This window comes from Massilia sp. Root133, from assembly GCF_001426525.1.
Lineage (GTDB): Bacteria > Pseudomonadota > Gammaproteobacteria > Burkholderiales > Burkholderiaceae_D > Telluria > Telluria orientalis.
The window spans coordinates 109,962-134,017 of record NZ_LMEW01000002.1; the positions used below are offsets into that span (position 1 = coordinate 109,962).

Annotated in this window: 24 protein-coding genes; 12 read left to right on the plus strand and 12 right to left on the minus strand. The window is 67.0% G+C overall.

The annotated features are described in order from the left end of the window. The first annotated feature begins 98 nt into the window (after positions 1 to 98). Complete coding sequence (locus ASD28_RS03225; protein ID WP_056123913.1) at positions 99 to 1,877, plus strand: bifunctional diguanylate cyclase/phosphodiesterase; 1,779 nt, start codon at positions 99 to 101, stop codon at positions 1,875 to 1,877. Between the two features lie 87 nt (positions 1,878 to 1,964). Here ASD28_RS03225 and ASD28_RS03230 read toward each other — a convergent pair whose 3' ends face one another. From ASD28_RS03230 to ASD28_RS03240, 3 genes are all read right to left on the minus strand, one after another. Continuing rightward, positions 1,965 to 2,444: a chemotaxis protein CheW gene (locus tag ASD28_RS03230; RefSeq protein ID WP_056123914.1), complete on the minus strand. Its 480-nt coding sequence runs from the start codon at positions 2,442 to 2,444 to the stop codon at positions 1,965 to 1,967. A 123-nt stretch (positions 2,445 to 2,567) separates the two neighbouring features. After that, entirely contained in the window at positions 2,568 to 3,671 is a 1,104-nt protein-coding gene (mnmA, locus tag ASD28_RS03235; protein ID WP_056123918.1) for a tRNA 2-thiouridine(34) synthase MnmA, read from the minus strand. Position 3,672: 1 nt separating this feature from the next. Next, positions 3,673 to 4,176, minus strand: a complete 504-nt coding sequence (locus ASD28_RS03240; protein ID WP_056123922.1) for an NUDIX hydrolase — start codon at positions 4,174 to 4,176, stop codon at positions 3,673 to 3,675. Positions 4,177 to 4,423: 247 nt separating this feature from the next. Between ASD28_RS03240 and ASD28_RS03245 the strand changes: the two genes are divergently transcribed. Genes ASD28_RS03245 through ASD28_RS03255 form a run of 3 tightly spaced genes read left to right on the plus strand, consistent with a single transcriptional unit; the run spans position 4,424 to position 7,349 of the window. After that, the gene (locus ASD28_RS03245; protein WP_056123925.1) at positions 4,424 to 5,536 is read left to right on the plus strand and encodes a Re/Si-specific NAD(P)(+) transhydrogenase subunit alpha; all 1,113 of its coding nucleotides are present in this window, start codon (positions 4,424 to 4,426) and stop codon (positions 5,534 to 5,536) included. Positions 5,537 to 5,547: 11 nt separating this feature from the next. Continuing rightward, complete coding sequence (locus ASD28_RS03250) at positions 5,548 to 5,895, plus strand: NAD(P) transhydrogenase subunit alpha (protein WP_056123928.1); 348 nt, start codon at positions 5,548 to 5,550, stop codon at positions 5,893 to 5,895. After that, positions 5,892 to 7,349: an NAD(P)(+) transhydrogenase (Re/Si-specific) subunit beta gene (locus ASD28_RS03255; protein WP_056123931.1), complete on the plus strand. Its 1,458-nt coding sequence runs from the start codon at positions 5,892 to 5,894 to the stop codon at positions 7,347 to 7,349. The genes ASD28_RS03250 and ASD28_RS03255 overlap by 4 nt, the downstream gene beginning before the upstream one ends. Here ASD28_RS03255 and ASD28_RS03260 read toward each other — a convergent pair whose 3' ends face one another. The 4 genes from ASD28_RS03260 to ASD28_RS03275 are packed head-to-tail and all read right to left on the minus strand — an operon-like array spanning position 7,350 to position 11,655. Next, the gene (locus ASD28_RS03260; RefSeq protein ID WP_056123934.1) at positions 7,350 to 8,522 is read right to left on the minus strand and encodes an FAD-dependent monooxygenase; all 1,173 of its coding nucleotides are present in this window, start codon (positions 8,520 to 8,522) and stop codon (positions 7,350 to 7,352) included. Next, positions 8,515 to 9,864, minus strand: coding sequence for a Xaa-Pro aminopeptidase (pepP, locus tag ASD28_RS03265; RefSeq protein ID WP_056123937.1), 1,350 nt, complete (start codon positions 9,862 to 9,864; stop codon positions 8,515 to 8,517). Before pepP ends, ASD28_RS03260 begins: the two co-directional genes overlap by 8 nt. Further along, positions 9,861 to 10,586, minus strand: a complete 726-nt coding sequence (murU, locus tag ASD28_RS03270) for an N-acetylmuramate alpha-1-phosphate uridylyltransferase MurU (protein WP_056123940.1) — start codon at positions 10,584 to 10,586, stop codon at positions 9,861 to 9,863. The genes pepP and murU overlap by 4 nt, the downstream gene beginning before the upstream one ends. Before the next feature lie 10 nt (positions 10,587 to 10,596). Next, positions 10,597 to 11,655: an aminoglycoside phosphotransferase family protein gene (locus tag ASD28_RS03275; protein WP_056123943.1), complete on the minus strand. Its 1,059-nt coding sequence runs from the start codon at positions 11,653 to 11,655 to the stop codon at positions 10,597 to 10,599. A gap of 312 nt (positions 11,656 to 11,967) precedes the next feature. Here ASD28_RS03275 and ASD28_RS03280 point away from each other — a divergent pair, with 312 nt between their 5' ends. Genes ASD28_RS03280 through rsmA form a run of 4 tightly spaced genes read left to right on the plus strand, consistent with a single transcriptional unit; the run spans position 11,968 to position 17,551 of the window. Beyond that, positions 11,968 to 14,229 carry an LPS-assembly protein LptD gene (locus ASD28_RS03280; protein ID WP_056123946.1) on the plus strand — a complete coding sequence of 754 codons (2,262 nt, stop codon included), beginning with the start codon at positions 11,968 to 11,970 and terminating at the stop codon, positions 14,227 to 14,229. Between the two features lie 46 nt (positions 14,230 to 14,275). After that, positions 14,276 to 15,697: a peptidylprolyl isomerase gene (locus ASD28_RS03285; protein ID WP_056123948.1), complete on the plus strand. Its 1,422-nt coding sequence runs from the start codon at positions 14,276 to 14,278 to the stop codon at positions 15,695 to 15,697. Continuing rightward, positions 15,697 to 16,767 carry a 4-hydroxythreonine-4-phosphate dehydrogenase PdxA gene (gene pdxA, locus ASD28_RS03290; RefSeq protein WP_056123952.1) on the plus strand — a complete coding sequence of 357 codons (1,071 nt, stop codon included), beginning with the start codon at positions 15,697 to 15,699 and terminating at the stop codon, positions 16,765 to 16,767. Before ASD28_RS03285 ends, pdxA begins: the two co-directional genes overlap by 1 nt. 4 nt (positions 16,768 to 16,771) lie before the next feature. Further along, on the plus strand, positions 16,772 to 17,551 hold the full coding sequence (gene rsmA, locus ASD28_RS03295) for a 16S rRNA (adenine(1518)-N(6)/adenine(1519)-N(6))-dimethyltransferase RsmA (RefSeq protein ID WP_056123955.1): 780 nt from the start codon (positions 16,772 to 16,774) through the stop codon (positions 17,549 to 17,551). Here rsmA and ASD28_RS03300 read toward each other — a convergent pair whose 3' ends face one another. Both ASD28_RS03300 and ASD28_RS03305 read right to left on the minus strand, forming a co-directional pair. Then, positions 17,552 to 18,250, minus strand: coding sequence for an anti-sigma factor (locus ASD28_RS03300; protein ID WP_056123958.1), 699 nt, complete (start codon positions 18,248 to 18,250; stop codon positions 17,552 to 17,554). It abuts the gene before it with no gap. Continuing rightward, complete coding sequence (locus ASD28_RS03305; RefSeq protein WP_056123962.1) at positions 18,247 to 18,735, minus strand: RNA polymerase sigma factor; 489 nt, start codon at positions 18,733 to 18,735, stop codon at positions 18,247 to 18,249. The genes ASD28_RS03300 and ASD28_RS03305 overlap by 4 nt, the downstream gene beginning before the upstream one ends. Positions 18,736 to 18,825: 90 nt before the next feature. Here ASD28_RS03305 and ASD28_RS03310 point away from each other — a divergent pair, with 90 nt between their 5' ends. Together ASD28_RS03310 and ASD28_RS03315 are read left to right on the plus strand one after the other, a co-directional pair. Further along, the gene (locus ASD28_RS03310) at positions 18,826 to 20,100 is read left to right on the plus strand and encodes a S8 family serine peptidase (RefSeq protein ID WP_229412204.1); all 1,275 of its coding nucleotides are present in this window, start codon (positions 18,826 to 18,828) and stop codon (positions 20,098 to 20,100) included. 95 nt (positions 20,101 to 20,195) lie between these two features. Further along, on the plus strand, positions 20,196 to 20,759 hold the full coding sequence (locus tag ASD28_RS03315) for a hypothetical protein (RefSeq protein WP_056123964.1): 564 nt from the start codon (positions 20,196 to 20,198) through the stop codon (positions 20,757 to 20,759). A gap of 4 nt (positions 20,760 to 20,763) precedes the next feature. Here ASD28_RS03315 and ASD28_RS03320 read toward each other — a convergent pair whose 3' ends face one another. Further along, entirely contained in the window at positions 20,764 to 21,540 is a 777-nt protein-coding gene (locus ASD28_RS03320) for a hypothetical protein (RefSeq protein WP_056123967.1), read from the minus strand. A gap of 226 nt (positions 21,541 to 21,766) precedes the next feature. Between ASD28_RS03320 and ASD28_RS03325 the strand changes: the two genes are divergently transcribed. Together ASD28_RS03325 and ASD28_RS32385 are read left to right on the plus strand one after the other, a co-directional pair. Next, a complete protein-coding gene (locus ASD28_RS03325) occupies positions 21,767 to 21,961 on the plus strand; it encodes a hypothetical protein (protein ID WP_056123971.1) in 195 nt (64 codons plus the stop codon). Positions 21,962 to 21,981: 20 nt separating this feature from the next. Continuing rightward, positions 21,982 to 22,152, plus strand: a complete 171-nt coding sequence (locus ASD28_RS32385; protein WP_200951814.1) for a hypothetical protein — start codon at positions 21,982 to 21,984, stop codon at positions 22,150 to 22,152. A 345-nt stretch (positions 22,153 to 22,497) separates the two neighbouring features. Here the strand turns inward: ASD28_RS32385 and ASD28_RS03330 are convergent, their stop codons facing one another. Together ASD28_RS03330 and ASD28_RS03335 are read right to left on the minus strand one after the other, a co-directional pair. Further along, complete coding sequence (locus tag ASD28_RS03330) at positions 22,498 to 23,205, minus strand: hypothetical protein (RefSeq protein ID WP_056123975.1); 708 nt, start codon at positions 23,203 to 23,205, stop codon at positions 22,498 to 22,500. A gap of 23 nt (positions 23,206 to 23,228) precedes the next feature. Then, positions 23,229 to 23,828, minus strand: coding sequence for a hypothetical protein (locus tag ASD28_RS03335; RefSeq protein ID WP_056123977.1), 600 nt, complete (start codon positions 23,826 to 23,828; stop codon positions 23,229 to 23,231). Positions 23,829 to 24,056: the final 228 nt, after the last annotated feature.

Here is a 24,056-nt window from a genome sequence, read left to right on the forward strand (position 1 = left end):
GTATTTGATTATACGACTCAAGTATTTGTTGACTATTGGAAATTTGCCGATCAGAATCCAATAAATTAGTCAAATCCGTCAAATCAAGTAAGGCAACCATGCCCCTGTCCCACCTCCGCCCGCGCGGCGAAGCCGCCCGTCTCGATGTGTTGCGCAAGCTGAACCTGCTCGACACGCCCCCGAGCGAGGCCTTCGACCGCATCACCCGCATGGCCGCCCAGTTGTTCGGGCTGCCCATCGCGGCCGTGTCGCTGACGGACAGCAACCGCCAGTGGTTCAAGTCGCGCGTGGGCGTCGAGCACGACTCGATCCCGCGCATGAAGGCGCCATGCGGGCAGGTGGCCGACGAGCGCGCGCTGCTGGTCATCGAGGACCTGCAGCTGGATGCGTGCTATCACGACGGCGTGCTGGCCGCGTCCGGCGTGCGTTTCTACGCGGGCGCGCCGCTCGTCACGCACGACGGCTGGTGCCTGGGCGCGATGTGCGTGCTGGGCCCGAGCCCGCGCACGATCACGGACGCCGAGCGCGTGGCGCTGAAGGACCTCGCGGCGATGGTGATGGAACAGATCGAGCTGCAGCATGCGCTGGGCCGCGTCGACGCCGTCAGCGGCCTGCCGAACCGCACGCAATTCCTCGATGATTTCAAGGACCTCACCATGGACTGCCCGCGCGGCGAACACCGCCTCGCCGCGCTCGTGAACCTGGCGAGCCCGGAGCAGCTGGGCAACGCGATGCGCGCGATGGGCGCGGCCTACCTCGACGAAATCGTCGGCGAGGCCGTGCGCATGCTGGACGCGACGATCGGCAAGACGAGCACCGTGTACCACATCGGCGCGACGGAATTCGCCTTCATCGCGCCAGTGGGCATCGAGCTGGATGCGTTCTACGCGGACCTGGGAGACTGGCTGCGCCAGCGTGCGCAATCGGTGACGTCGCGCTTCGTGACGACGGCGACGGTGGGCATCGTGCCGTTCCAGATCGGCCCCACGGCGTGCGCGGACCTGCTGCGCAACCTGCACTCGGCCGCGCGCCATGCGTTCGAGATGGACCGCAACGTGTCCGTGTTCTCGTGGGAGCAGGATGCCGTGTACCGGCGCCGCTTCTGGCTCATCAACGAATTCGGCGCGGCGCTCGAGAACAGCGGCCAGCTGCGCCTCGTGTACCAGCCCAAGGTCGACCTGGACAGCGGCGCGTGCATCGGCGCGGAAGCGCTGCTGCGCTGGACGCATCCGACGTTCGGCGACGTGTCGCCGGCCGAGTTCATTCCCATCGTCGAGCAGACGTCGATGGTGCGCGCGACCACGCGCTGGGTCGTGGAGACGGCACTGCGCCAGCTGGCGGCGTGGTGGGAAGCGGGTATCGAACTGCAGGTGGCCGTCAACGTGTCGGCCGTGAACCTGCTGGAGCCGGACTTCTGCGAGCGCATCGTCGACGGCCTGCGCCGCCACGGCCTGCCGGCAGCCAGCCTCGCGCTGGAGATCACGGAGAGTGCCCTGATGAAGAACCCGCGGCTGGCCGAGGCCACCCTGCAGGCGCTGGATGCGGCCGGCGTGCGGCTCGCGATCGACGATTTCGGCACGGGCTACAGCAGCCTGGCCTATCTGCAAAGCCTGCCGGCGCAGGTGGTCAAGATCGACCAGTCGTTCGTGCGCGGCATCGAACGCGACGAGCGCAAGCGCTCACTGGTGGCGGCGATGATCAAGCTGTCGCACGACCTGGGGCACCGCGTGGTGGCGGAAGGGGTGGAGACGGCGGACGTCGTGGATGTGCTGAAGCAGGCGGATTGCGACGAAGCGCAGGGCTATCTGTATGCGCGGCCGCTGGCGCCGCAGGCGTTCGTGCAGTGGGTTGAGAAGAGAGCTGCCGTGGCAGCCTGACGTCATCCCCGCGGAGGCGGGGATCCATACTGAGTTCGCGTTTCCGCACACCCTGCATGGGTTCCCGCCTGCGCGGGAACGACGGTGTTATGCCGCGTCTTTCGCCGCCGCCAGCAACCCCATCTCTTCCGACCCGAGCAGCTTGTCGATATCGAGCAGGATGAGCATGCGCTCGTCGACGGTGCCCAGCCCGCGCAGGTATTCGCCCGACACGGTGGCGCCCAGGTCCGGCGCCGGCTTGATCTGGTCCGGCGTCAGCGTGACGACGTCCGAGACGCTGTCCACCACCATGCCGATCGTGTGGTTGTTGATGTTCAGGACGATCACGACGGTGAACGCGTCATACGTCGGCGCGCCGACGTTGAACTTGATGCGCATGTCGACGATCGGCACGATGCTGCCGCGCAGGTTGACGACGCCCTTCAGGTACTCGGGCGCGTTGGCGATGCGCGTGACGGCGTCGTAGCCGCGGATTTCCTGGACCTTCAGGATGCTGATGGCGTATTCCTCGCCGCCCAGGCGGAACGACAGCACTTCGGTCGCGTTGTTGACGATGTTTTCGGCCATTGATAATCCTCGTTAATTTCCGTGTGGCAATATACCGAGAGATTACGACATTTTTGTGTCAGATACGATGGACAAATGACAATCGCGCACAAAAATGCCGTGGCTGCGGGACGAACGCAACACTCAGACGGCGCTCGCCGTGTCGATGATGCCGCCGCCCAGGCAGACGTCGCCGTCGTACAGCACGGCCGACTGGCCCGGCGTCACGGCCCATTGCGGGTCGGTGAAGTCGAGCGTGAAGCGGTCGAGGCCTTCCGGCGTCACCGTGCACGGTACGTCGGCCTGGCGGTAGCGCGTCTTGGCCGACAGTGCGCGGGGCTCCGGAGGTTCGCCCGCGATCCAGCTGGCCTGGCCCGCGCCGAGCTTCTCCGACAGCAGCCACGGGTGATCGTGGCCCTGCACGATGTACAGTGTGTTGGTGGCGATATCCTTGCGCGCCACGAACCACGGCTCGCTCGTACCGTCGGCATTCTTGTGCGACTTCAGGCCGCCAATGCCGATGCCCTTGCGCTGGCCCAGCGTATAGAACGACAGGCCCACGTGCTCGCCCACCGTCTGGCCGTTATCGAGTTTGATCGGGCCCGGCTTGTGCTGCAGGTAGCGGCCGAGGAATTCGCGGAACGGGCGCTCGCCGATGAAGCAGATGCCGGTCGAATCCTTTTTCGCCGCGTTGGGCAGGTTCAGCTTTTCCGCGATCTTGCGCACTTCCGTCTTGGCGATCTCGCCCAGCGGGAACAGCGATTTCGACAACTGCGCCTGGTTCAGGCGGTGCAGGAAGTAGCTCTGGTCCTTGGTCGAATCGAGCGCCTTCAATAATTCGAACTTGGTGCCGTTCTGGCGCACGCGCGCATAGTGCCCGGTCGCGATCAAATCGGCGCCCAGCTTCATCGCGTGGTCGAGGAAGGCCTTGAACTTGATCTCGGCGTTGCACAGCACGTCCGGGTTCGGCGTGCGGCCGGCCTGGTATTCGCGCAGGAATTCCGCGAACACGCGGTCCTTGTATTCGGCGGCGAAGTTGACCGCCTCGATGTCCACGCCGACGACGTCGGCCACGCTGGCCGCGTCGATCCAGTCCTGGCGCGTGGAACAGTATTCGGAATCGTCGTCGTCTTCCCAGTTCTTCATGAACAGGCCGACGACTTCATAGCCCTGTTCCTTCAACATCCAGGCCGCGACCGAGGAGTCGACGCCGCCCGACATCCCGATCACGACTTTCTTTTTGTTCATTTCAGGTTACGTCCGGTTTGAGAGTGAGTCCGCCGTCGAAGACCGAGTGGTCCGTGTACAGCAGGTCCAGCGGGGTGCGCTTGCCCGCCAGGTAATCGTCCACGCAGCGCAGCACGATGGGGCTGCGGTGGCGCTCCTGGCACGCGGCCAGTTCGTCGCGCGTGAGCCACAGCGTGCGCAGGATGCCGTGGTCCAGTGCCTGGTCGTACTGCCTGCCGGCCTTGCCGCAGAACGTGAAGCGCAAATACGTCACGTCGTGCCCGCGCGATTTCGAGTGGTAGCGCGACAGATACATGCCGACGAGGGCCTCCGGGATGAACTCGTGCGCCGTCTCTTCCATCGCCTCGCGGATCACCGCCTGTTCGAGCGATTCGTGCGGGTCGAGGTGGCCGGCGGGCTGGTTCAGGCGGATGCCGTCGCTGGTTTCTTCTTCGATCAACAGAAAGCGGCCATCGCGCTCGATGATTGCGGCGACGGTGACTGACGGTCTGAAGGTATGGGTCATGCGCGTCCTTGTAGTGAGCCGACATTCTACCTTGATGGAACGTGCGTTGCTCGGGCGCACGCTGCGGTGCAACAGTTCCGGACAGGTTGGAATATTGATGTGCAACAAAAAGCTTGAGACTTTAGCTAGGTTCTCGGGGGCTTGGCCACGAAAATTGCCGATCTGTTTACGAAAAACCACTCATCTGTATTGATCGAGTGCATTACATGCTAGATTGTAGACAGTTTATCAATTATACGGAGGCATCATGAGAATTGGTGTGCCGGCCGAAACGAGGCCGGGCGAGACGCGTGTCGCAGCAACTCCCGAAACCGTCAAGAAGCTGGCTGCCCAGCACGAAGTGATCGTGCAATCGGGCGCCGGCCTCCACGCTGCCGCGATCGATGATGCCTATGTCGCCGCCGGCGCCCGCATCGGTACCGCGGAAGACGCCCTCGGGGCCGACCTCGTCCTGAAAGTGCGCAGCCCCGATGCCCGGGAACGCGCCCTGATGCAACCCGGCGCCGCCCTCGTCGGCATGCTGAATCCGTTCGATACCGACAACCTGGCCGCGCTGGCCCAGCAGCGCATCACGGCGTTCGCGCTCGAAGCGGCGCCCCGGATCACGCGCGCCCAGTCGATGGACGTGCTGTCGTCGCAGGCCAACATCGCGGGCTACAAGGCCGTGATGATGGCGGCGAACGCCTACCAACGCTTCATGCCGATGCTGATGACGGCCGCGGGCACCGTGAAAGCGGCGCGCGTGCTGATCATGGGCGTCGGGGTCGCCGGCCTGCAGGCCATCGCGACCGCCAAGCGCCTCGGCGCCGTCATCGAGGCGTCGGACGTGCGGCCGCCCGTGAAGGAGCAGGTGGAGTCGCTGGGCGCCAAGTTCATCGACGTGCCGTTCCTCACGGACGAGGAACGCGAGATCGCGAAGGGCGTGGGCGGCTATGCGCGCCCGATGCCGGCCGACTGGATGCGGCGCCAGGCGGAACTCGTGCACGAGCGCGCGAAGCTCGCGGACATCGTCATCACGACCGCGCTGATCCCCGGCCGCAAGGCGCCGGTGCTCATCGCGGAAGAAACGGTGCGCGCGATGAAACCGGGCTCCGTGATCGTCGACATGGCCATCGAGCAGGGCGGCAACTGCCCGTTGACGGAACTGGGCAAGACGGTGATCAAGCACGGCGTGACGATCATCGGCGAACCGAATCTGCCGGCACTCGTGGCGGCCGACGCGTCGGCCCTGTACGCGCGCAACGTGCTGGACTTCCTGAAGCTCGTGATCGACAAGGACGGGAAGCTCGTCATCGACCGCGAGGACGAGATCGTGCGCGCGGTGCTGGTCGCCATCGACGGCGACGTGTTACGCAAATAGGAGGGGACGCCATGGAAATCAGCCACACCATCATCAACCTGATCATCTTCGTGCTGGCGATCTACGTCGGCTACCACGTCGTGTGGACCGTCACGCCCGCGCTGCACACGCCGCTGATGGCGGTGACGAACGCCGTCTCGGCCATCATCATCGTCGGCGCCATGCTGGCGGCCGGCCTGACGGAAGGCCTGACGGGCAGGGTTGCCGGCACCATCGCCGTGGCGCTGGCCGCCGTGAACGTGTTCGGCGGCTTCCTCGTCACCCAGCGCATGCTGGAGATGTTCAAGAAGAAGGAACCGAAAGCGAAGCCGGCACCCGCCGCGAAAGATGCCGTGGGCGCCGCGAAGGAGGCCGCATGAACCTGATCAGCATGAACGTCGTGACGCTGCTGTACCTCGTGGCGTCCGTGTGCTTCATCCAGGCCTTGAAGGGCTTGTCCTCGCCGTCGACCGCGCGCATGGGCAATGCGTTCGGCATGACGGGCATGGGCATCGCCGTCCTCACGACCATCGCCCTGATGTTCAAGCTGAAGGAGCAGATGCAGACGGGCGGCATGGGTTTTGGACTCGTGCTGCTCGGCGTCGTGGTCGGCGGCGCGATCGGTGCCGTGGCCGCGAAGCGCGTCGAGATGACCAAGATGCCGGAACTGGTCGCCGCGATGCACTCGCTGATCGGTCTCGCCGCGGTGTGCATCGCCATCGCGGCCGTCTCCGAACCGTGGGCTTTCAACATCGCGGCGCGCGGCGAAGGGCTCCCGTTCGGTAATCGTCTCGAACTGTTCATCGGCACGTTCGTGGGCGCCGTCACGTTCTCCGGTTCCGTGATCGCGTTCGGCAAGCTGGCCGGCAAATACAAGTTCCGGCTGTTCCAGGGCGCGCCCGTGCGCTACCCGGGCCAGCACATGATCAACCTGGTCGTCGCCCTCGCGATCATCGGCCTGGGGTTGGTCTTCTGCTTCTCGGATGGCGCCGCGCCCGCATGGACGCCGTACATCGTGATGGCCGTGCTGTCGTTCATCCTGGGCGTGCTGATCATCATCCCGATCGGCGGCGCGGACATGCCCGTCGTCGTGTCGATGCTGAACTCGTACTCCGGCTGGGCGGCGGCCGGCATCGGCTTCTCGCTGAACAACTCGATGCTGATCATCGCGGGCTCGCTCGTGGGATCAAGCGGCGCGATCCTCTCGTACATCATGTGCAAGGCGATGAACCGCTCGTTCTTCAACGTGATCCTGGGCGGCTTCGGCGGCGAGGCGGCAGCGGCAGATACGGGCGGCGCGAAGGAACAGCGCCCGGTCAAATCGGGCTCGCCGGAAGACGCGGCGTTCATCCTGCAGAACGCGGAATCCGTCATCATCGTGCCGGGCTACGGCCTCGCGGTGGCGCGCGCCCAGCACACGGTGAAGGAGCTGGTCGACAAGCTGACGGAACACGGCGTGCAGGTGCGCTACGCGATCCACCCGGTGGCGGGCCGCATGCCGGGCCACATGAACGTGCTGCTGGCGGAAGCGGAAGTCCCATACGACCAGGTCGCGGAGATGGAAGACATCAACGGCGAATTCGGCCAGACGGACGTGGTGCTCGTGCTGGGCGCGAACGACGTCGTGAACCCGGCCGCCAAGGATCCGAAATCGCCGATCGCGGGGATGCCGATCCTCGAAGCCTATAAAGCCAAGAGCATCATCGTCAACAAGCGGTCGATGGCGTCCGGGTATGCGGGGCTGGACAATGACCTCTTCTATCAGCCGAACACGATGATGGTGTTCGGCGATGCGAAGAAGGTCATTGAATCGATGGTGAAGGCGGTCGAGTGATTACCTGCGGCCGAACATCATCAGTTCGGCCAGCAGCATCCGCGCAGGTTTGACGGTATCCAGCGCGGCCAGCGCGAGCCCGAACAGCGGCTGCAACGGTCCCGTGTTCGCGAACACGCGCGCCATCGCATCCGTCGTGCGGATGATGGCGCCGCGGTCGCGCGCGCGTTCTTCCGCGAAGCGCGCCAGCGCGTCCGCGATGCCGTGATCCTGGTCGATGCCGCGCGCGAGCAGGCGCGCCAGCACGGCCGCATCGCGCAGGCCGAGATTCAAACCTTGTCCCGCGACCGGGTGCAGCGTCTGCGCCGCATTGCCGATGGCGACCGTGCGTGCGCTGAAACGAGGATCCGCATTCAGCCCGAGCGGAAACGCCGCCCGTTCCGATGCGCGCGTAAAAGTGCCGAGACGTTCGCCGAACGCGTCGCCCAGCTGGCGCAGGAATTCCGGTTCGCCCAGGTCCAGCAACTGCTGCGCGCGTTCCGGCCGCACGCACCACACGAGCGCATATTGATGGCCGTCGGCGCCGTCCTGCGGCAGCAGCGCGAGCGGGCCTTCGTCCGTGAAGCGTTCGAAGGCGCGGTGCGGGATCGCCTGGCTGCCCGACACGCGCGCGATGACCGCGGTCTGCACGTAGTCGCGCCGCCGGGTGCGTTCCGCCTGTTCGCCGAACACGCCGCCCTCGGCCTGCACGGCCACCTTCGCGTGGAGCTTGCGGCCATCGTCCAGGTCGAGCACGACGCCGTCGCGGTCTTCGTGGAGCGCCGTCACGCGCACGGGGCGCAAGGTCTGCACGCCCGCGCGGTCGCAGGCGCGCACCAGCGCGTCGACGACGTCGCCGTAGCGCGCCACATAGCCCAGCGCGTCGACCGCGTGTTCGGCGCGGTCCATCATGCTGCGGCCCAGGTGGCCGCGGCGCGACACGTGGATCTGGTGGATCGGCGTCGCGTGCGGCTGCACGTTGGCCCACGCGCCCACGTCGACGAGCAGCTGGCGGCTGCCCCACGACAGCGCGATCGAGCGCGGATCGGAGATCGCCTGGCCCAGCGCCTTCGCGTCGACGAGCGCGATGCGCCTGGCGTCCACGCCGCGGCGCGCCATCAATGCCGCCAGCGCGAGGCCGACCGGGCCGGCGCCGCAGATCGCGACATCGACGGAGAGCGTCTCTTCAGCCATGCGTGGTCCCCACGATCGCTTCGATCTCGGCCACCGTCTTCGGCGCGGACGCCGTCAGCAGGCGGTAGCCGTCCCCGGTCACGACGACGTCGTCCTCGATGCGGATGCCGATGTGCCAGAAGCGTTCCGGCACGCCGTCCGCCGGGCGCACGTAGATGCCCGGTTCCACCGTCACGACCATGCCTTCCTGGAGCGGGCGCGAAGGCTTGTCGGCCTGCGTGACGTCGCGGTAGGCGCCCACGTCGTGCACGTCCATGCCGAGCCAGTGGCCCGTGCCGTGCATGTAGAACGGGACGTGGGCCTTGTCGGCGATGGCGTCGTCGACGGTGGCGTATTTCGTCTTGTCGACGAGGCCCAGGTCCAGCATGCCCTGCACGAGCACGCGCAGCGCCGCTTCGTGGAAAGCGCTGTACGGCCGGCCCGGTGCGATGGCCCTGAACGCCGCGTCCTGTGCCGCCAGCACGAGCTCGTAGAGTGTCCGCTGGGCGTCCGTGAAGCGGCCATTCACCGGGAACGTGCGGGTGATGTCGGACGCGTAGCCATCCAGCTCGCAGCCGGCGTCGATCAGCACGAGGTCGCCGTCCTGCATCTGCCGGTCGTTGACGTTGTAGTGCAGGATGCAGGCGTTCGGGCCGGATGCCACGATGGGCGTGTAGGCAGGGAACTGGGCGCCGTGCTTGCGGAACGCGTACAGCAGTTCCGCTTCCAGCTCGTACTCGAACATGCCGGGCTTTGCCGCGCGCATCGCGCGTGCGTGCGCGCCGCCCGAGATCTCGCCGGCGCGCAGCATCAGCGCCTGTTCGTCGGCGTCCTTGATCAACCGCATTTCGTCCAGCAGCGGGAGGACGTTGACGACCGTGTCGGGCGCCGTCGTGCCGGTGCGGCCTTGCGCGCGCACGGCCTTGATCCAGCCGGTCACCTGCGCATCGAGCGCCGCGTTCGACGCCACCGCGTAGTACAGCGCGGGCGCATTGGCGAGGATGCGCGCCATGTGCGTATCCAGTTCGGAAATGGGATAGGCGTCGTCGAAACCGAACGCCGTGCGCGCCGCTTCCGGCCCGTGGCGGTAGCCGTCCCAGATCTCGCGTTCGACGTTCTTCTCGCGGCAGAACAGGATGGCGCGGGCCGGCTTGTCGCCATGCGCGGCGACGAGTACCAGCACGCTTTCCGGTTCCGTGAAGCCGGTCAGGTAGTAAAAGGAACTGTCGTGGCGGTAGGGGTAGTCGCTGTCGCCGTTGCGCAGGATTTCCGGCGCGGTGGGCAGCACGGCCACGCTGCCGGGCTGCATCTGCGCGGCCAGGCGCGCTCGCCGTTTCCCGTACTGTGCCGCGTAATCCATCATGCCCCAGCCTTCGCGACGGAGCCTGGCGGCGCGTTGAGTTCTTCCAGCTGGCGCACGGTGCCCACGTTGACCCATTGGCCGTCGTAGATCTCGCCGCCCACGCGACCCTGATCAATGAACTTGCGCATCAGCGGGCCGAATTTCAGGAACTCGCCCGCCTTGATCCCGTCAAACATTTCAGGACGATAGACGCCGATGCCGGCGAAATTCCACTTCGGGTTGCCCTCGTTGGACAAGGTGTACATCGTGAGGCCGAAGTCGCCGTCCGGGTTGTGCCACGGGTTCGGCGTCAGGTACAGCCAGGCGATGTCGCGCTTCTCGGTCGGAATGAGCTGGCCGACGGCGTCGTGGTCCTTCAGCACGTCGAGGACCTGCTCGAAGTCGAAGTAGGGCGCGTAGATGTCGCCGGAGACGGCCAGGAACGGTTCGTCGCCGAGCAGGTGCAGGGCGTTGGCGATGCCGCCGGCCGTTTCCAGCGGCGTCGGCTCGTGCGAGTAGACGATGCGCGCGCCGTAGCGGCTGCCGTCGCCCAGCTCTTCCTCGATCATGTGGCCGAGGTGCGAGTGGTTGATGACGATGTCCTTGATGCCGGCGCGCACGAGGTTCAGCACGTGCCAGGTGATCAGGGGACGGCCCCGCACCTTGAGCAGGGGCTTGGGGCAGGTGTCGGTCAGCGGACGCATCCGCTCGCCGCGGCCTGCGGCGAAGATCATGGCTTTCATCGGCTTGTCTTTAGAAGGTGTAGCCGACCTGCGGCGCCTTGTCCTCGAGCGCGTCGAGCAGGCGCAGGAGCGGCTTGAGTTCGGTGTAGCGGTTGGCGGTCTTGCGCACGTAATCGATTACCGTGGGCAGGTCGCCCAGGTAGTGGGATTTGCCGTCGCGGTAATTCAGGCGGCAGAAGATGCCGAGGATTTTCAGGTGGCGCTGCAGGGCCATGTATTCGAAGTCGCGGTAGAACGCGTCGATGTCCGGATTGACGGGCAGGCCGACCTGCTTCGCGCTTTGCCAGTACCGCACGACCCAGTCCAGCACGAATTCCTCGTCCCACTGGATGTAGGCGTCGCGCAGCAGCGAGGCCAGGTCGTAGGTGACGGGGCCGTAGACGGCGTCCTGGAAATCCAGCACGCCCGGGTTGCCCTGGTCGAGGAACATCAGGTTGCGCGAATGGAAATCGCGGTGCATGTAGACCTGCTGTTGCGCGAGCACGTTCGCCGTGATCGCCTCGAACACTTTATCCAGCTGGGCGCGCTGGATGTCGTTCAGCCTGGCGCCCAGGTGGCGTTCGATGAACCACTCGGGGAACAGGTTCAGCTCGCGCAGGACGAACGCGCGGTCGAATTCCGGCAGCACGCCGGCGTGGCTGGTCATCTGGAACTTGATCAGGGCGTCGATGGCGTCCGAGTACATGAACGGCGCGTTGTCGACGTCCAGGCGCTGCAAATAGGTCGTCGTGCCGAGGTCGGACAGCAGCAGGAAGCCGGCTTCCACGTTGCGGGCCACGATGGCGGGCACGGTGACGCCGGCGTCGCGCAGCAGGCCGTCGACGTGGATGAACGCGGGCACGTTTTCGCGCTCCGGCGGAGCGTCCATGGCGATGAGCGTATCACCCAGCTTGTCGCGTAGCGCCGGCACAACATCGAGGCGGAAGTAGCGGCGGAAACTCGCGTCGGCCGACGCGGGGCGCAGGCTGGCGACGTCGACCAGGTCCAGCGAGACGAGCCATTCGGTCAGCTGGGAGAGGCGGGCATCCTTGTCAGAGGCGGAGGGAGCGTGTTGGGGCGAAGAAGACATGAAGCGTCCCGGTGAACGGGTTCGTGACTGGTTGGTAAGTTTGCCCATGCGCGGGCAGGGCGGTTCGGGTGTAATGATACGTCATTTGCACCCGCATCGGACCATCCGAGGCTAAGGTGGGAAAGATCCCATTGTTAAAATTGTATCTATCGGTAAAAATCATTTCCCTTTGAAAATCAAAGGGTTATGGTCCACCGTCGCGCTTCCAAAGTATTACCGTTGGGCCGACTAACGCGACCGTGCCGCACGAATTCCCCTATAATAAGGGATTCAATCCAAACAATCGCCCTCCATGGTGCAACGCGACCTTTCATGAGCTGGATGACGGCCCTACCATTCCCGCGGCGGCGAACTGCCGCCGCTGTGTCCGCCCTCGTGGCCGTGGCCGCGGGACCGCTGTATGCGCAAACGGCGACACCGGCTGCCCCCCGCACCGACGAGCAGGACCTGCCGATCACGATGCGCGCCGAGTCGTTCAGCGGCCGCCCGGACCGCATCCTGAACATGGAGCGCAACGTCGAGATCACGCGCGGCGCCACCGGCGTCACGGCGGACACGGCGTGCTACCGCCGCGTCGAGGACGAGGTCACGGCCGAGGGCCACATCACGATGTGGCGCTTCGGCGACCGCTACAAGGGCGACGCCCTGCAGCTGAACCTGGAAACGGGTAAAGGCTGGGTGCTGCATCCCGAATATCGGCTGGTGATGAACAATGCGCAGGGCAAGGCGCAGCGCATCAACTTCCTGGGCGAGGACCAGGCCGTCGTCGTCGACGGCACGTACAGCACGTGCGAAGGCCCCGATCCGGACTGGTATCTTAAATCCAGCACGCTGCGCCTGGACCAGGGCCGCGACGTCGGCACGGCCGGCAAGACGATCATCTATTTCAAGGACGTGCCCATCATCGGCACGCCGGCGCTGTCGTTCTCGCTGTCGGGCGCGCGCCGCTCCGGCTGGCTGCCGCCGACGATCGGCGTCGGCTCCAAGGGTTCGGCCGAGCTGATGGTGCCGTATTACGTCAACATCGCGCCCAACCGCGACCTGACGCTGTTCCCGCGCTACATCTTCGCGCGCGGCCTGCAACTGGGCGCGACGGGGCGCTACATGGGCGAGACCGACCGCGGTCCGTACCACGGCGAGACGCACGTCGAATACCTCGCGAACGACCGCCTGGCGCACCGTAATCGCTGGTGGGTCGACACGCTGCACAACCAGTACCTGGACTCCAACTGGACGTTCGGCTGGAACGCGCACGCGGCGTCCGACAACGAATACCCGTCCGACTTCTCGCGCACCGTTGCGGCCAGTGCCGAGCGCCAGCTGCTGCGCGAACTGCGCACGGACTACTACGGCCAGTACTGGAACCTGACGGCGCGCGTGCAGAGCTACCAGGTGCTGCAGGATCCGGGCGCCGTCGCGAATCCGGACCTGACCGTGGCCACGCCGTACAACCGCCTGCCGACGATTAACTTCCACGCCGGCCGCTACGACGTGCTGGGCGGCTTCGACTGGGCGGTGGACGCGGAAGCGACGCGCTTCACGCACCCGGACGACAAGCAGGTGCAGGGCGACCGCGCCAACATGGTGGCGCAGGTAAGCTATCCGTGGGTGCATCCGGGCTGGTTCGTCACGCCCAAGCTGATGCTGCACGCGACGCAGTACAACCTGACGCATAACGCAGTCGGCGCCGACGACAAGATCTCGCGCGTGCTGCCCACGTTCTCGCTGGACAGCGGCCTCGTGTTCGAGCGCAAGACGTCGCTGTTCGGGCCGGACGGCACGCAGACGCTGGAGCCGCGCCTGTTCTACGTGCGCACGCCGTACAAGAACCAGGACGACATCCCGAACTTCGACACGGGCGTCGCCGGTTTCAACTACGCCCAGCTGTTCACGGAAAACCGCTTCGTCGGCGCCGACAAGGTGTCGGATGCGAACCAGCTGACGGCGGCGATCGTGTCGCGCTTCATCGAGTCCAACGGCGCCGAGCGCCTGCGTCTCGCGGTCGGCAGCCGCTATTACTTCACCGATCCGCGCGTGCGCCTGAACTCGAACGAGCAAAGCAATCAGACCCGCTCGGACGCGCTGGTCGCGGCGTCGGGCCGCATTTCGGAATCGTGGACCTTCGACAGCGGCGTACAATACGATGCACAGGCGCGCAGCCTGTACAGCTCGAATGTCGGGGTGCAGTGGCAGCCGGCCCCGATGAAGGTGTTGAACGTCGAATACCGCTACCAGCGCGACACCTTCGGCATCGCCAACGGCTTCCGCAACGCCGACGTCTCGGGCCAGTGGCCGCTGTCGCAGCGGTGGTATGGTGTGACCCGGGTCAGCTACTCGGTGCGCGACCGCAAGCTGCTCGAGAGCCTCGTCGGGCTCGAGTACAAGGCGGATTGCTGGGTGTTCCGCATGGGCGCACAGCGCTTCGTGACCGCCGCGCAGAACGTCTCGACGACGAGCTTCTTCCAGCTCGAACTGAACGGCCTGTCGCACCTGGGCTTCGGTAATCCGCTGGAGACTTTCAACAAGAGCATTCCCGGCTACACCCGGCTGAACACCAACGTCGGCCGCCCCTGACCGGGCCATGGACAACTAGATACCTGAAATGAGTGCTTTCCTGAATATGCGTACTACCCGTCTGTCTCCGCTCCGCCCGCACCAGCTCAAGCTCGCGGCGGTGCTGCTGTGCGCCCTCGCCACCGGCGATGTCCTGGCCCAGGCCGCATCTACTGCCAAATCGGCTGCTCCCGCCGCCGCACCGTCGACGAAGCCAGGCACCGGCTTCCTGCCGCCGGCGTCCAGCAACGCCCACGTCATCGATTCCGTGTACGTGATCGTCAACGACGAAGTCATCACCAAGCGCGAAGTCGACCAGCGCATGGCCGAGATCGCGCAGCGCCTGAAGGCGCAGGGCGCCCAGATGCCGGCCGAGGAAGACCTGCGCCGCCAGGTCGTCGAGGCCATGATCACCGAGCGCGCCCAGCTCCAGCTGGCCAAGGAAATGGGCGTGCGCGTCGACGACACGACGCTCGACCGCGCCATCGGCCGCATCGCCGAAAACCAGAAGATGACCGTGCAGGACATGCGCAACGCGATGGAGAAGGACGGCCTGCCGTTCTCCCAGTTCCGCGAGCAGATCCGCAACGAGATCATGATGCAGCGCCTGATCGAGCACGAAGTCGACAGCAAGATCCAGGTGACCGACGCCGAGATCGACACGTACATGGCCGCCGAGAAGGCCGCCGCCGCCGACCGCGTGGAGATGGACATCTCGCAGATCCTCGTGCGCATCCCGGAAAACGCGTCGCCTGAACAGATCGCCGCCCGCAAGGCGCGCGCCGACGAAGTGGCGCGCCAGCTGCGCACGGGCGCCGACTTCGCCAAGATGGCCGCGACGTATTCCGATTCGCCGGACGCGCTGAAAGGCGGTTCCGTCGGCTGGCGCGACCCGGACCGCCTGCCTCCGATCTTCGCGAGCGAGCTGCACAAGCTGAAGCCGGGCCAGGTGACGCCGGTGATCCGCACGAACGTCGGCTTCCACATCATCAAGCTCGTCGACCAGCGCAAGCTGGCGGATGCGCAGAAGGCCGACCAGGCCGTCGTGCAGCAGACGCACGCGCGCCACATCCTGCTGAAGATCACGCCGACGCAGAGCGAGGACGACGCCCGCAAGAAGCTCACCGAGATCAAGCAGAAGATCGACAGCAAGCAGGCGACCTTCGAAGACATGGCGCGCCAGTACTCGAACGACGGTTCGGCCTCGAAGGGCGGCGATCTGGGCTGGCTGTTCCCGGGCGACGCGCTGCCGGAATTCGAGAACCCGATGAACGCCCTGAAGCCGGGCGAGGTATCTGGCGTCATCAAGACCCCGTTCGGCCTGCACCTGATCCAGGTCGTCGAGCGCAAGTCGGAAGACGTGTCGAAGGAGAAGGAACGCGCGGCCGCGCGCCAGGTCCTCACCGACCGCAAGCGCCAGGAAGCGCTGGAAGACTGGAGCCGCCAGGTCCGCGACCGCGCCTACGTCGAGTTCCGCGAGGACAAATAATGACATCGAGCCTACGGCTCGCGCCAACCTCGCGCCCACGTCCCACGCTGGCGATCACGGTCGGCGAGCCGGCCGGCATCGGTCCGGAGATCTCGATCCGGGCCGCGTGGGCGCTGCGCGCCGACGCGCGCTGCGTGCTCGTGGGCGATGCCGCCTTCCTGTCCCTCACGGCGAGCCTGATCGACCCGGCCATCCGCCTGTCCGCGATCTCCACGCTGGCGCTGCGCCACAGCGGCCTGCCGCACTTCGGCCCGGACATCATCCCCGTCGTCGACGTGCCGCTCGACGCGCACGTCGTCCCGGGCAAGCTGGACGTCGCCAACGGCCGCGCCGTGCTGGCCACGCTCGATCTCGCGATCGAGGGCACGCAGGCCGGCTGGTGGGACGCCATCGTCACGGCGCCGCTGCAGAAAAGCACCATCAACGATGCGGGCGTCGCGTTTTCCGGCCACACGGAATACCTGGCCGAGAAGACGGAGACGCCCAAGGTCGTCATGATGCTGGCCGGCTCGCCGGGCGCCGATCAACCGTACCTGCGCGTGGCGCTGGCCACGACCCACCTGCCTTTGAAAGACGTGCCGGGCGCCATCACGAAGGACAGCCTCACGCAGGTGCTGGACATCCTGCACGCGGACCTCGTGCGCAAGTTCGGCATCGCGGCGCCGCGCATCCTCGTGACGGGCCTGAACCCGCATGCGGGCGAAAACGGCTACCTGGGCCGCGAAGAGATAGCCGTGATCACGCCCGTGCTGGACGATGCGCGCGCACGCGGCATCGACGCGCGCGGCCCGTATCCGGCCGACACGCTGTTCCAGCCGAAGTACCTGCGGGACGCCGACGCGGTACTGGCCATGTACCACGACCAGGGCCTGCCCGTACTCAAGCACGCGACGTTCGGCCGCGGCGTCAACATCACCCTCGGCCTGCCGCTGATCCGCACGTCCGTCGACCACGGCACGGCGCTCGACCTGGCCGCCACAGGCCTGGGCGAGGCCGATTGCGGCAGCATGGAAGAGGCGATCCGCGTCGCCGTTTCGATGGTGCGCGCGCAACAGCAACAACCCGCATAAGACAATGAAACACGTAGCCCGCAAGCGCTTCGGCCAGAACTTCCTGACCGACGACCACGTCCTTCACGACATCATCGAAGGCATTAACCCCCGCCGCGGCGACACCATGGTCGAAATCGGCCCGGGCCTGGCCGCGATGACGGCGCTGCTGCTCAAGGAGCTCGACCACATGCACGTGGTCGAACTGGACCGCGACCTCGTCGCGCGCCTGGAAAAAGCGTACCCGCGCGAACGGCTGACCATCCATTCGGGCGACGCGCTGAAGTTCGATTTCGGCGGCATCCCCGTCCCCGAAGGCAAGAAGCTGCGCGTGGTGGGCAACCTGCCGTACAACATTTCCAGCCCGCTGCTGTTCCACCTGGCCGAATACGCCCACCTCGTCGAGGACCAGCACTTCATGCTGCAGAAGGAAGTCGTCGAGCGCATGGTGGCGGAGCCGGGCACGAAAGCCTACAGCCGCCTGTCCGTGATGCTGCAGTGGCGCTACGACATGGCCATGCTGTTCGTCGTGCCGCCGACGGCATTCGATCCGCCGCCGCAAGTCGATTCCGCCATCGTGCGCATGGTGCCGACGCGGCGCCAGCTGCCGGCCGACGCGGCCACGCTCGGCGCCGTCGTGCAGAAGGCGTTCTCGCAGCGCCGCAAGGTGATCCGCAACTGCGTGGCCGGCATGTTCACCGAACAGCAGCTCGTCGACGCCGGCATCGATCCGGGCGCGCGTCCGGAGGCCGTGGGGCTCGAGCAGTACGTGGCGCTGGCCAACATCCTCAAGCCGCAAGGCTGATCAACGCGCGGGCTGCCACGCGCGCGCCCGCGCCGCTTCCTCGCCCGCCGCGTCGAGCGGCCTGTCCGCGATGCGCGCGTCGATCGCGTCCAGCACGGCCGGCGGCAACGCGCTGCCGGCCTGGCGGTAGCCGCCCGCCGCTTCCTTCTCCGCCTCGGCCAGCACGGGAATCTTCCACTGTCCGCCTTCCCGGCACGCGAGGCCGGCCGACGCGCCCATGACGAAGCCGCGGCAATAGGCGCCGTCGCGGGCGGCGAAGCTGACGCCCACTTTCACCGCGCCCTCCGCCTTGCCGCCGACCTGGCGGTCCAGCGCGGCCGCGAGTTCTCCCTGCGCCAACACCTGGTTGCCGTTGCCGGCGATGGCCGGACCGCCGCCGCCAGGGATCATCCGGCCGGCCAGGACGCCGACGACGAGCGTGGCCGCCAGCGCGCCCCATTCCGGCCACGACCAGCGCCGCCGCTTGTCGCGCTCCACAGCCAGAGATACGACGGGTGCCGGCGGCCGCAGCCGCGCTGGCACGGGTTCGTCGAGGATGCCGGCAAACGCGGCGGCCACGTCCGCGCGCAGGGCGCGGTGGCGCTCCACGGCGGCGGCGATGGCGGGATCGGTGCGCATCGCCTGTTCGATGGCGGCCCGTTCGGCGGCTTCGAGCTCGCCGTCGGCATAGGCCATCAGGGTGTCGTCGGAATACGTCATGGTGTCCTTCGTGTTGGGTCGGCCAGCAGTTGCTGCAGGGCGTCGCGGGCGCGTGCGAGGCGGCTCGTGAGCGTCCCGACGGGGATCTCGAGCACGTCGGCCGCTTCCTTGTACGGCAGGCCGTCGACAAGCACGAGGCCGACGACGAGCCGGTGTTCCTCGGACAGCAGGCTGATCGCCTTCTGCAGCGCGAGCCGCTGCTGGTGCGCCTGCGCCGTGTCGTCGCCCACGTGTTCGCCTTCCTCCTCGGGCGCGAACAACTCGGCGCGCCGCGTCCGGCTGCGCACTTCGTCGATCCACGCGTTCTTGATGATCCGGAACAGCCAGCTGTCGAGCCGCGTGCCCGGTTCCCACTGCTCGCTGCGGCCGAGCGCGCGCTCCATCGCGATCTGGACGAGGTCGTCCGCGTCTTCGCGATGAAAGGTCAGTGCCCGCGCGAAGCGGCGCATGCGGGGCAGCAGGGCGGCAATGTCGTCGGCAAGCATGGTCTCTATGAGATAAACGATCCGGGCAGGGATTTTCTTCCCGGTGCCGTTCGTTATTGGGGTATTCAGCCAATCATATATGATCCATTCATGAGTCTCTTCGTAAATATGCGTGCTCTTGTGGCCCTGGCACTGCTGTGCGGCACGGCCTCCGCGCACGCGCAGCTGGGCCTGCCCTCGCTGCCGCTGCCCAGCCGCATCGGCCCGCTGGGGTTGGACGGCGTGCGCCGCCCGGTCGACCGGTTGCTCGACCGCGCGCCGCTGCCGGATCTCGGCAACCTGCGCCTCGACACCGTCCGGCGCCTGCTGCGCGACCATCCGGACCAGTTGGAGGCCGACCCGCGCGGCGAGCCGGCATTGCGCGGCGAGGTGTTGGCGGGGGCGCCGTCCGAGGCGGCCTTGCAGGCGGCGCGCGACGCGGGCGCGGCGGTCGTGCGCGACGAGGTGCTGCCCGGGCTGGGCGAACGCATGGTGGTGCTGCGCCTGCCGGCCGGTGCGTCGACCGCGGCCATGGTCGAACGCCTGCGCGCCATCGATCCCGCCGGCAGCTACGATTTCAATCATGTCTACACGGGCAGCGGGGCGGCGGGCGGCGTGCGCGCCGGGGAGGGGGCCGCCGTGCGCATCGGTCTCGTCGACAGCGGCGTCGATGGCGACCACCCCGTGTTCGAGGATGCCGCGATCACGCGCTGGGGCTGCGGCGGCCAGGTGATTCCCGCGCCGCACGGCACGGCGGTGGCGGCGCTGATGGTCGGGCGTTCCGACTACCTGCGCGGCGCGGCGCCGGGCGCGCGCCTGTACGCGGCCGACGTGTATTGCGGCAGCCCGGTGGGCGGCGCGGCCGACCGCATCGCCGCCGCGCTGGGCTGGCTCGACCAGCAGCAGGTCGGCGTCGTCAACATCAGCCTCGTCGGCCCGGCCAATGCGTTGCTGGCGCGGGCCGTCGCGGCGATGCAGGCGCGGGGACACCTGCTCGTGGCCGCCGTCGGCAACGACGGGCCGGCGGCACCGCCGCTGTATCCGGCCAGTTATCCCGGCGTCGTCGGCGTGACGGGCGTCGACCGGCGCGGCCGGCCGCTGCCGGAAGCGGCACGCGGGCCGCAAGTGAAATTCGCCGCCCCGGGCAGCCAGATGGTCAGCGCCGCGCCGGGCACGCCGCCGTACCGCCAGGTGCGCGGCACGTCGTTCGCGGCGCCCATCGTCGCGGCCCTGCTGGCGCAGCGGCTGCCCCGGCCGGACCCGACCGGCGCCGCGCGCGCCGTGGACGCGCTCGCGCGCGAGGCCGGCGGCGCCGTCGCGAACGGCGAGACCGGGTACGGCATCGTCGGCGCCAACCTGCGTACGGACCCGGCGGACCTGCGCTGAAAAATTTTTTTGAAGGGATGGAAGAAAACGGCGAACCCAGCCGTTTTCCTTGTATCGGCGGTGAGAGACACCGCCCCATCACAAGGAGAACAGTCATGAAAGCCAAGTACATCACCCTCGTCCTCGCCCTCGGTCTGGCCACCCAGGCCCACGCGCAGCTGCTCGGCGGCCGGCTCGGCGGCTCATTGGGCGGCTCGCTGGGCGGTTCCATGGGCGGCCTCAGCGGGATGAGCGGCATGAACGACATGGGCCGCGTGCACACGATGGGCGGCACGCTGCGCGACGAGACGGCTGGCCGCGCGCGCCGCGCCACGCCCCAGCCGGCAGCCGAGAGCGCACCCGCGCAGCGACCGGGCCTGCTGGCGGGCGCCGGCAGCCTGGCAGGAAATGCGAGCGCCGGAAGCGCAGCCCGCGCAGAGGGATCCGGCTCGGCCAGCGTGGATGGTCGTGCCGTCACTGGGGCACTCGGCGGTGCCGCCGGCGCGGCCCGTGGCGCGGCAGGCACCGCCCGCGGTGTCGTCGGCTCGGTTCGCGACACGGCATCGTCCATGAGTGGCAGCGTGGCCGTCGAAGGCAGCGCGAGCGGTTCAGCGGCGGGCAGCGCGGGCGGCTCGGGCACGAGCGCGAGCCAGGCATCCGGTACCGCGTCGCGCCAGTAAGACGTTACATATCCCCTTGCCAGTACCGGCGCGCCTTGTCGAACACGCGCGCGCCGATCTTTCTTCCCACGTCCTGACCGGCCCCCGGTCCCGCCTGCGCCGCCAGGTCCGTGAATGTGGCGTCGTCCAGGATGTCGCTGCCCGTGAAGCGGCGCAGCGCCTCGGCGGCGGCAAACGCGGCGCACACGCCGTCGCGCGCGGCGTGGTCCGCGTCGGCCAGCGCATTGGCCAGCACGAAGAACAGCAGCACGTCGCGGTCGTCGTCATGCCCGGCGCGAAGGGACACGCGCTGCGCCACGTCGCACCACACCGCGACGAGCGCCAGCGGCCGTGCGGCGGCGGCCGGGCGGACCTCGGCCGGCATCAGCGCGAACGGCTGGTCGCGGTGGCGGACGTCGAGCAGCGCGGCCGCCTGCATGCGCCCGATGCCCTCGGGCGTGAACAGACCGGCATCCGTGCCCGCATCCGCGCCAGACCGGGCGTCCAGGCCGGCGAGGACGGCATGGGCCGCATGACCCATCGCGGCGGCCTGGCTGGCGGCGTCGCGTTCGGCCCGCGGCAGGCGCACGGCCACGCCATGCGCGGTCTGGCGGGCGTGATCGTCGTACGCCGCCCACGCGTTGTACATGCAGGTATGCACGAGGGCGAGCGCACGCGCGGGCTCATGTGCGAGTGCCACGGTGCCGATCGTTCCGAGTGCCAGCGCATTCCAGGCCCGCACCGTCGCCAGGGGCGTAGCCGCCCCGTTTGCCTCGAGTTCCAGGATGCTTTGCCGATCCATGTCGCCCCCTTTGTGCCCTCGAGAAGTATCGCCAGCGAATCCGGCCCGGCTGTTGAGCGTTCTCATGCGTCGGCTGCTCATGCGGCAACGCACCATCCGCTTTTTGGGCGCGCTTTTGATCCTTCCATCCCGTGTTTTTTGCGTTTCGTCGCACGCCGGTGGAAGGGAAGGGGGCGGTCGCCTACAGTGACACCATCGACGAAACAAACACACAAGGAGAGCCAAAATGAACGTCCTCAAACACATGGAAGCCATCTTCCTCGCAGCCGCCGTCCTCGTGGGTGTGACGAGCGCCGCACACGCCGCCAGCATCGCCAAGCACGCCCGCTACGACGCGCAGGTGACGATCGAAGGCCAGCAGATGGCCGTCGTCAAAGTGACCGCGAAACGCCTCGCCGCCGTCGGCAAAGCCGCCATCTGAACACGTCAAGGAGAGCCCAAATGAACATCCTGAAAAACATGGAAGCCATCTTCCTCGCAGCCGCCGTCCTCGTGGGTGTGACGGGCGCCGCGCACGCCGCCAGCGTCGCCAAACACGAGCGCTACGATGCGCAGGTAACGATCGAAGGTCAGCAGATGGCCGTCGTCAAGGTGACCGCGAAGCGCCCGTAACACCCGTAGTGGAAGCAGCTGCCGCCCGGCAGTGATGACGCAGAACGCGCAGCTCGAGAGCGCCGTTCGGCCCCGGCCCCAGAGGCCGATCGCACCAGACAACACCGGCACCTCCGCCGGCACCCCGCAGACCTCGACCAGCCGCGACGGCATGCCGCCGCAGGGACGCTTGTTGCCGTATGGGCGAAAAAAAAGCCCGCTGTTGAGGCGGGCTTAAATCCAATTCTTTCTGAGGAGAGTTGGAGGAGACAGGTGCAATTATGCTGCGCTACAGCATATCAGTCCAATTTTTGTTTCGCATATTCGTTATAAGAATTTGCGATATCTCATCCATTCTCTCTGGGCTCAGTTATTGACGCAGGTCACGACCAAGTTGCCCACGCCGCCTGCCGCTTCCGCCGCATCGTCCATCGTGCCGCCGCCGAAGCCGTTCGCGCCGCCGGTAACGGTGCAGGTCTGGGCCGGGCTGGTGGGCTGGGTCAGGACGGTCACGCCATAAGTCGTGTTGTACGGAACCGAGTTCATGATGAGGGCCACGTCCGCGCCGGTCGGCTTCTGGTTGGCGTCCAGCGCGGGGCTGACGCCGATGGTACCCGTCGTGCTGCCGTTTGCCAGGACGAGGCCGGTACCGGTCAGGCCCTTGACCGTGCCGCCGAGCGGGTAGGCGTTGATGGCGCAGACGAAGCGGATGTCGATCCTGGCCAGTTGGCCGGCCGTGCCGTACGGCAGGTATGGCGATGCCGCGCATTGCTGGTGTTTCGGCTGGGTGCCGCCTACCGGGGTGTGATTGGTGACGACCGCGCCTTTCGGGATCACTTCATAGATCTGGCCGTATTCGATCTGGTTCGGGAAGACGGCCGTGACGTCCTGGCCGGCCGTGGCCGGCGGATTGATGGGCAGGTCCTGGCCGTTCGTGCTCAGGACCAGGCCCGGGTATTGCAGGCCGGAGACCGTGACGTTGATCGGGAACGTGGCCTTGCCGCCACCGCCGCAGGCGGCCAGCGTGGCCAGGATCGCGAGGGCGAAGGCCGGACGCGCGAGGGAAAACTTCATGTGGGTCTCTCCAGATTCCAGATTTAAGCGCAGGTGACGGTGACGGTCGTGTCTTCGGTCGCGCCCATGGTGCCCGCACCCTTGCCGTTGCCGCCGCCGCTGACGGTGCAGGTCTGGCCGGCCGGCTGCTGCAGGACGGTGACGCCGTACGCGCCGTCTTCGTTCACGGGTGCCATCGGCACGGTTGCGGTGCCCGCCGCGACTTCCTTGCGGTCGGCGCCATTGATGATCACGAGGCCGCTGGTCGTCAGGTTGACGATGCTTGCGGTCAATTTACGCTGGCGGATCGCGCAGTCCACGCGGATCTGTGCGATCGTGTAGTAGTTGGCGCGCGCCTTGCCGTTGGTGACGATGCAATCCGAGATCTTCTCGACGTTCGACGGGACGCTCTTGACCGTGATGTTGAACTGGTCGTCGGTCGAGATGCGGTTGTTGAACTGGAACGAGGTGTAGGGCGTCGTCACGGCCAGGTCTTCGCCGTTATTCGTCAGCACCAGACCGTCCTTGGTGACGTTATAGACCGCGCCGGTCAGGTACAGGTCGCCGCTCCCGCCGCCGCAGGCGGACAGGCCCAGCGCGCATGCCAGCGCTACAACGCCGGCACGCAGGATCGAGCTCTTCATAAAATCTCCACAGTGGAATGGGTGGCGCGCGGACGCTGCGCCGGTACGGCTGAATAGAAAAATGCCCATCATTTTAGTGCATTTGGCAAGCTGCGGCCCTATTTGGCTTTGTATCACGGTGTAACCATGAGCCCGTGTCCGGGGCGCCATTGCTTTTCAGCGCTGCCCTCGTTATGCTTGGACCGCTCCTTTCCACTCTCCAAGCTTCGTTTCCGGAGCCGCAATCCC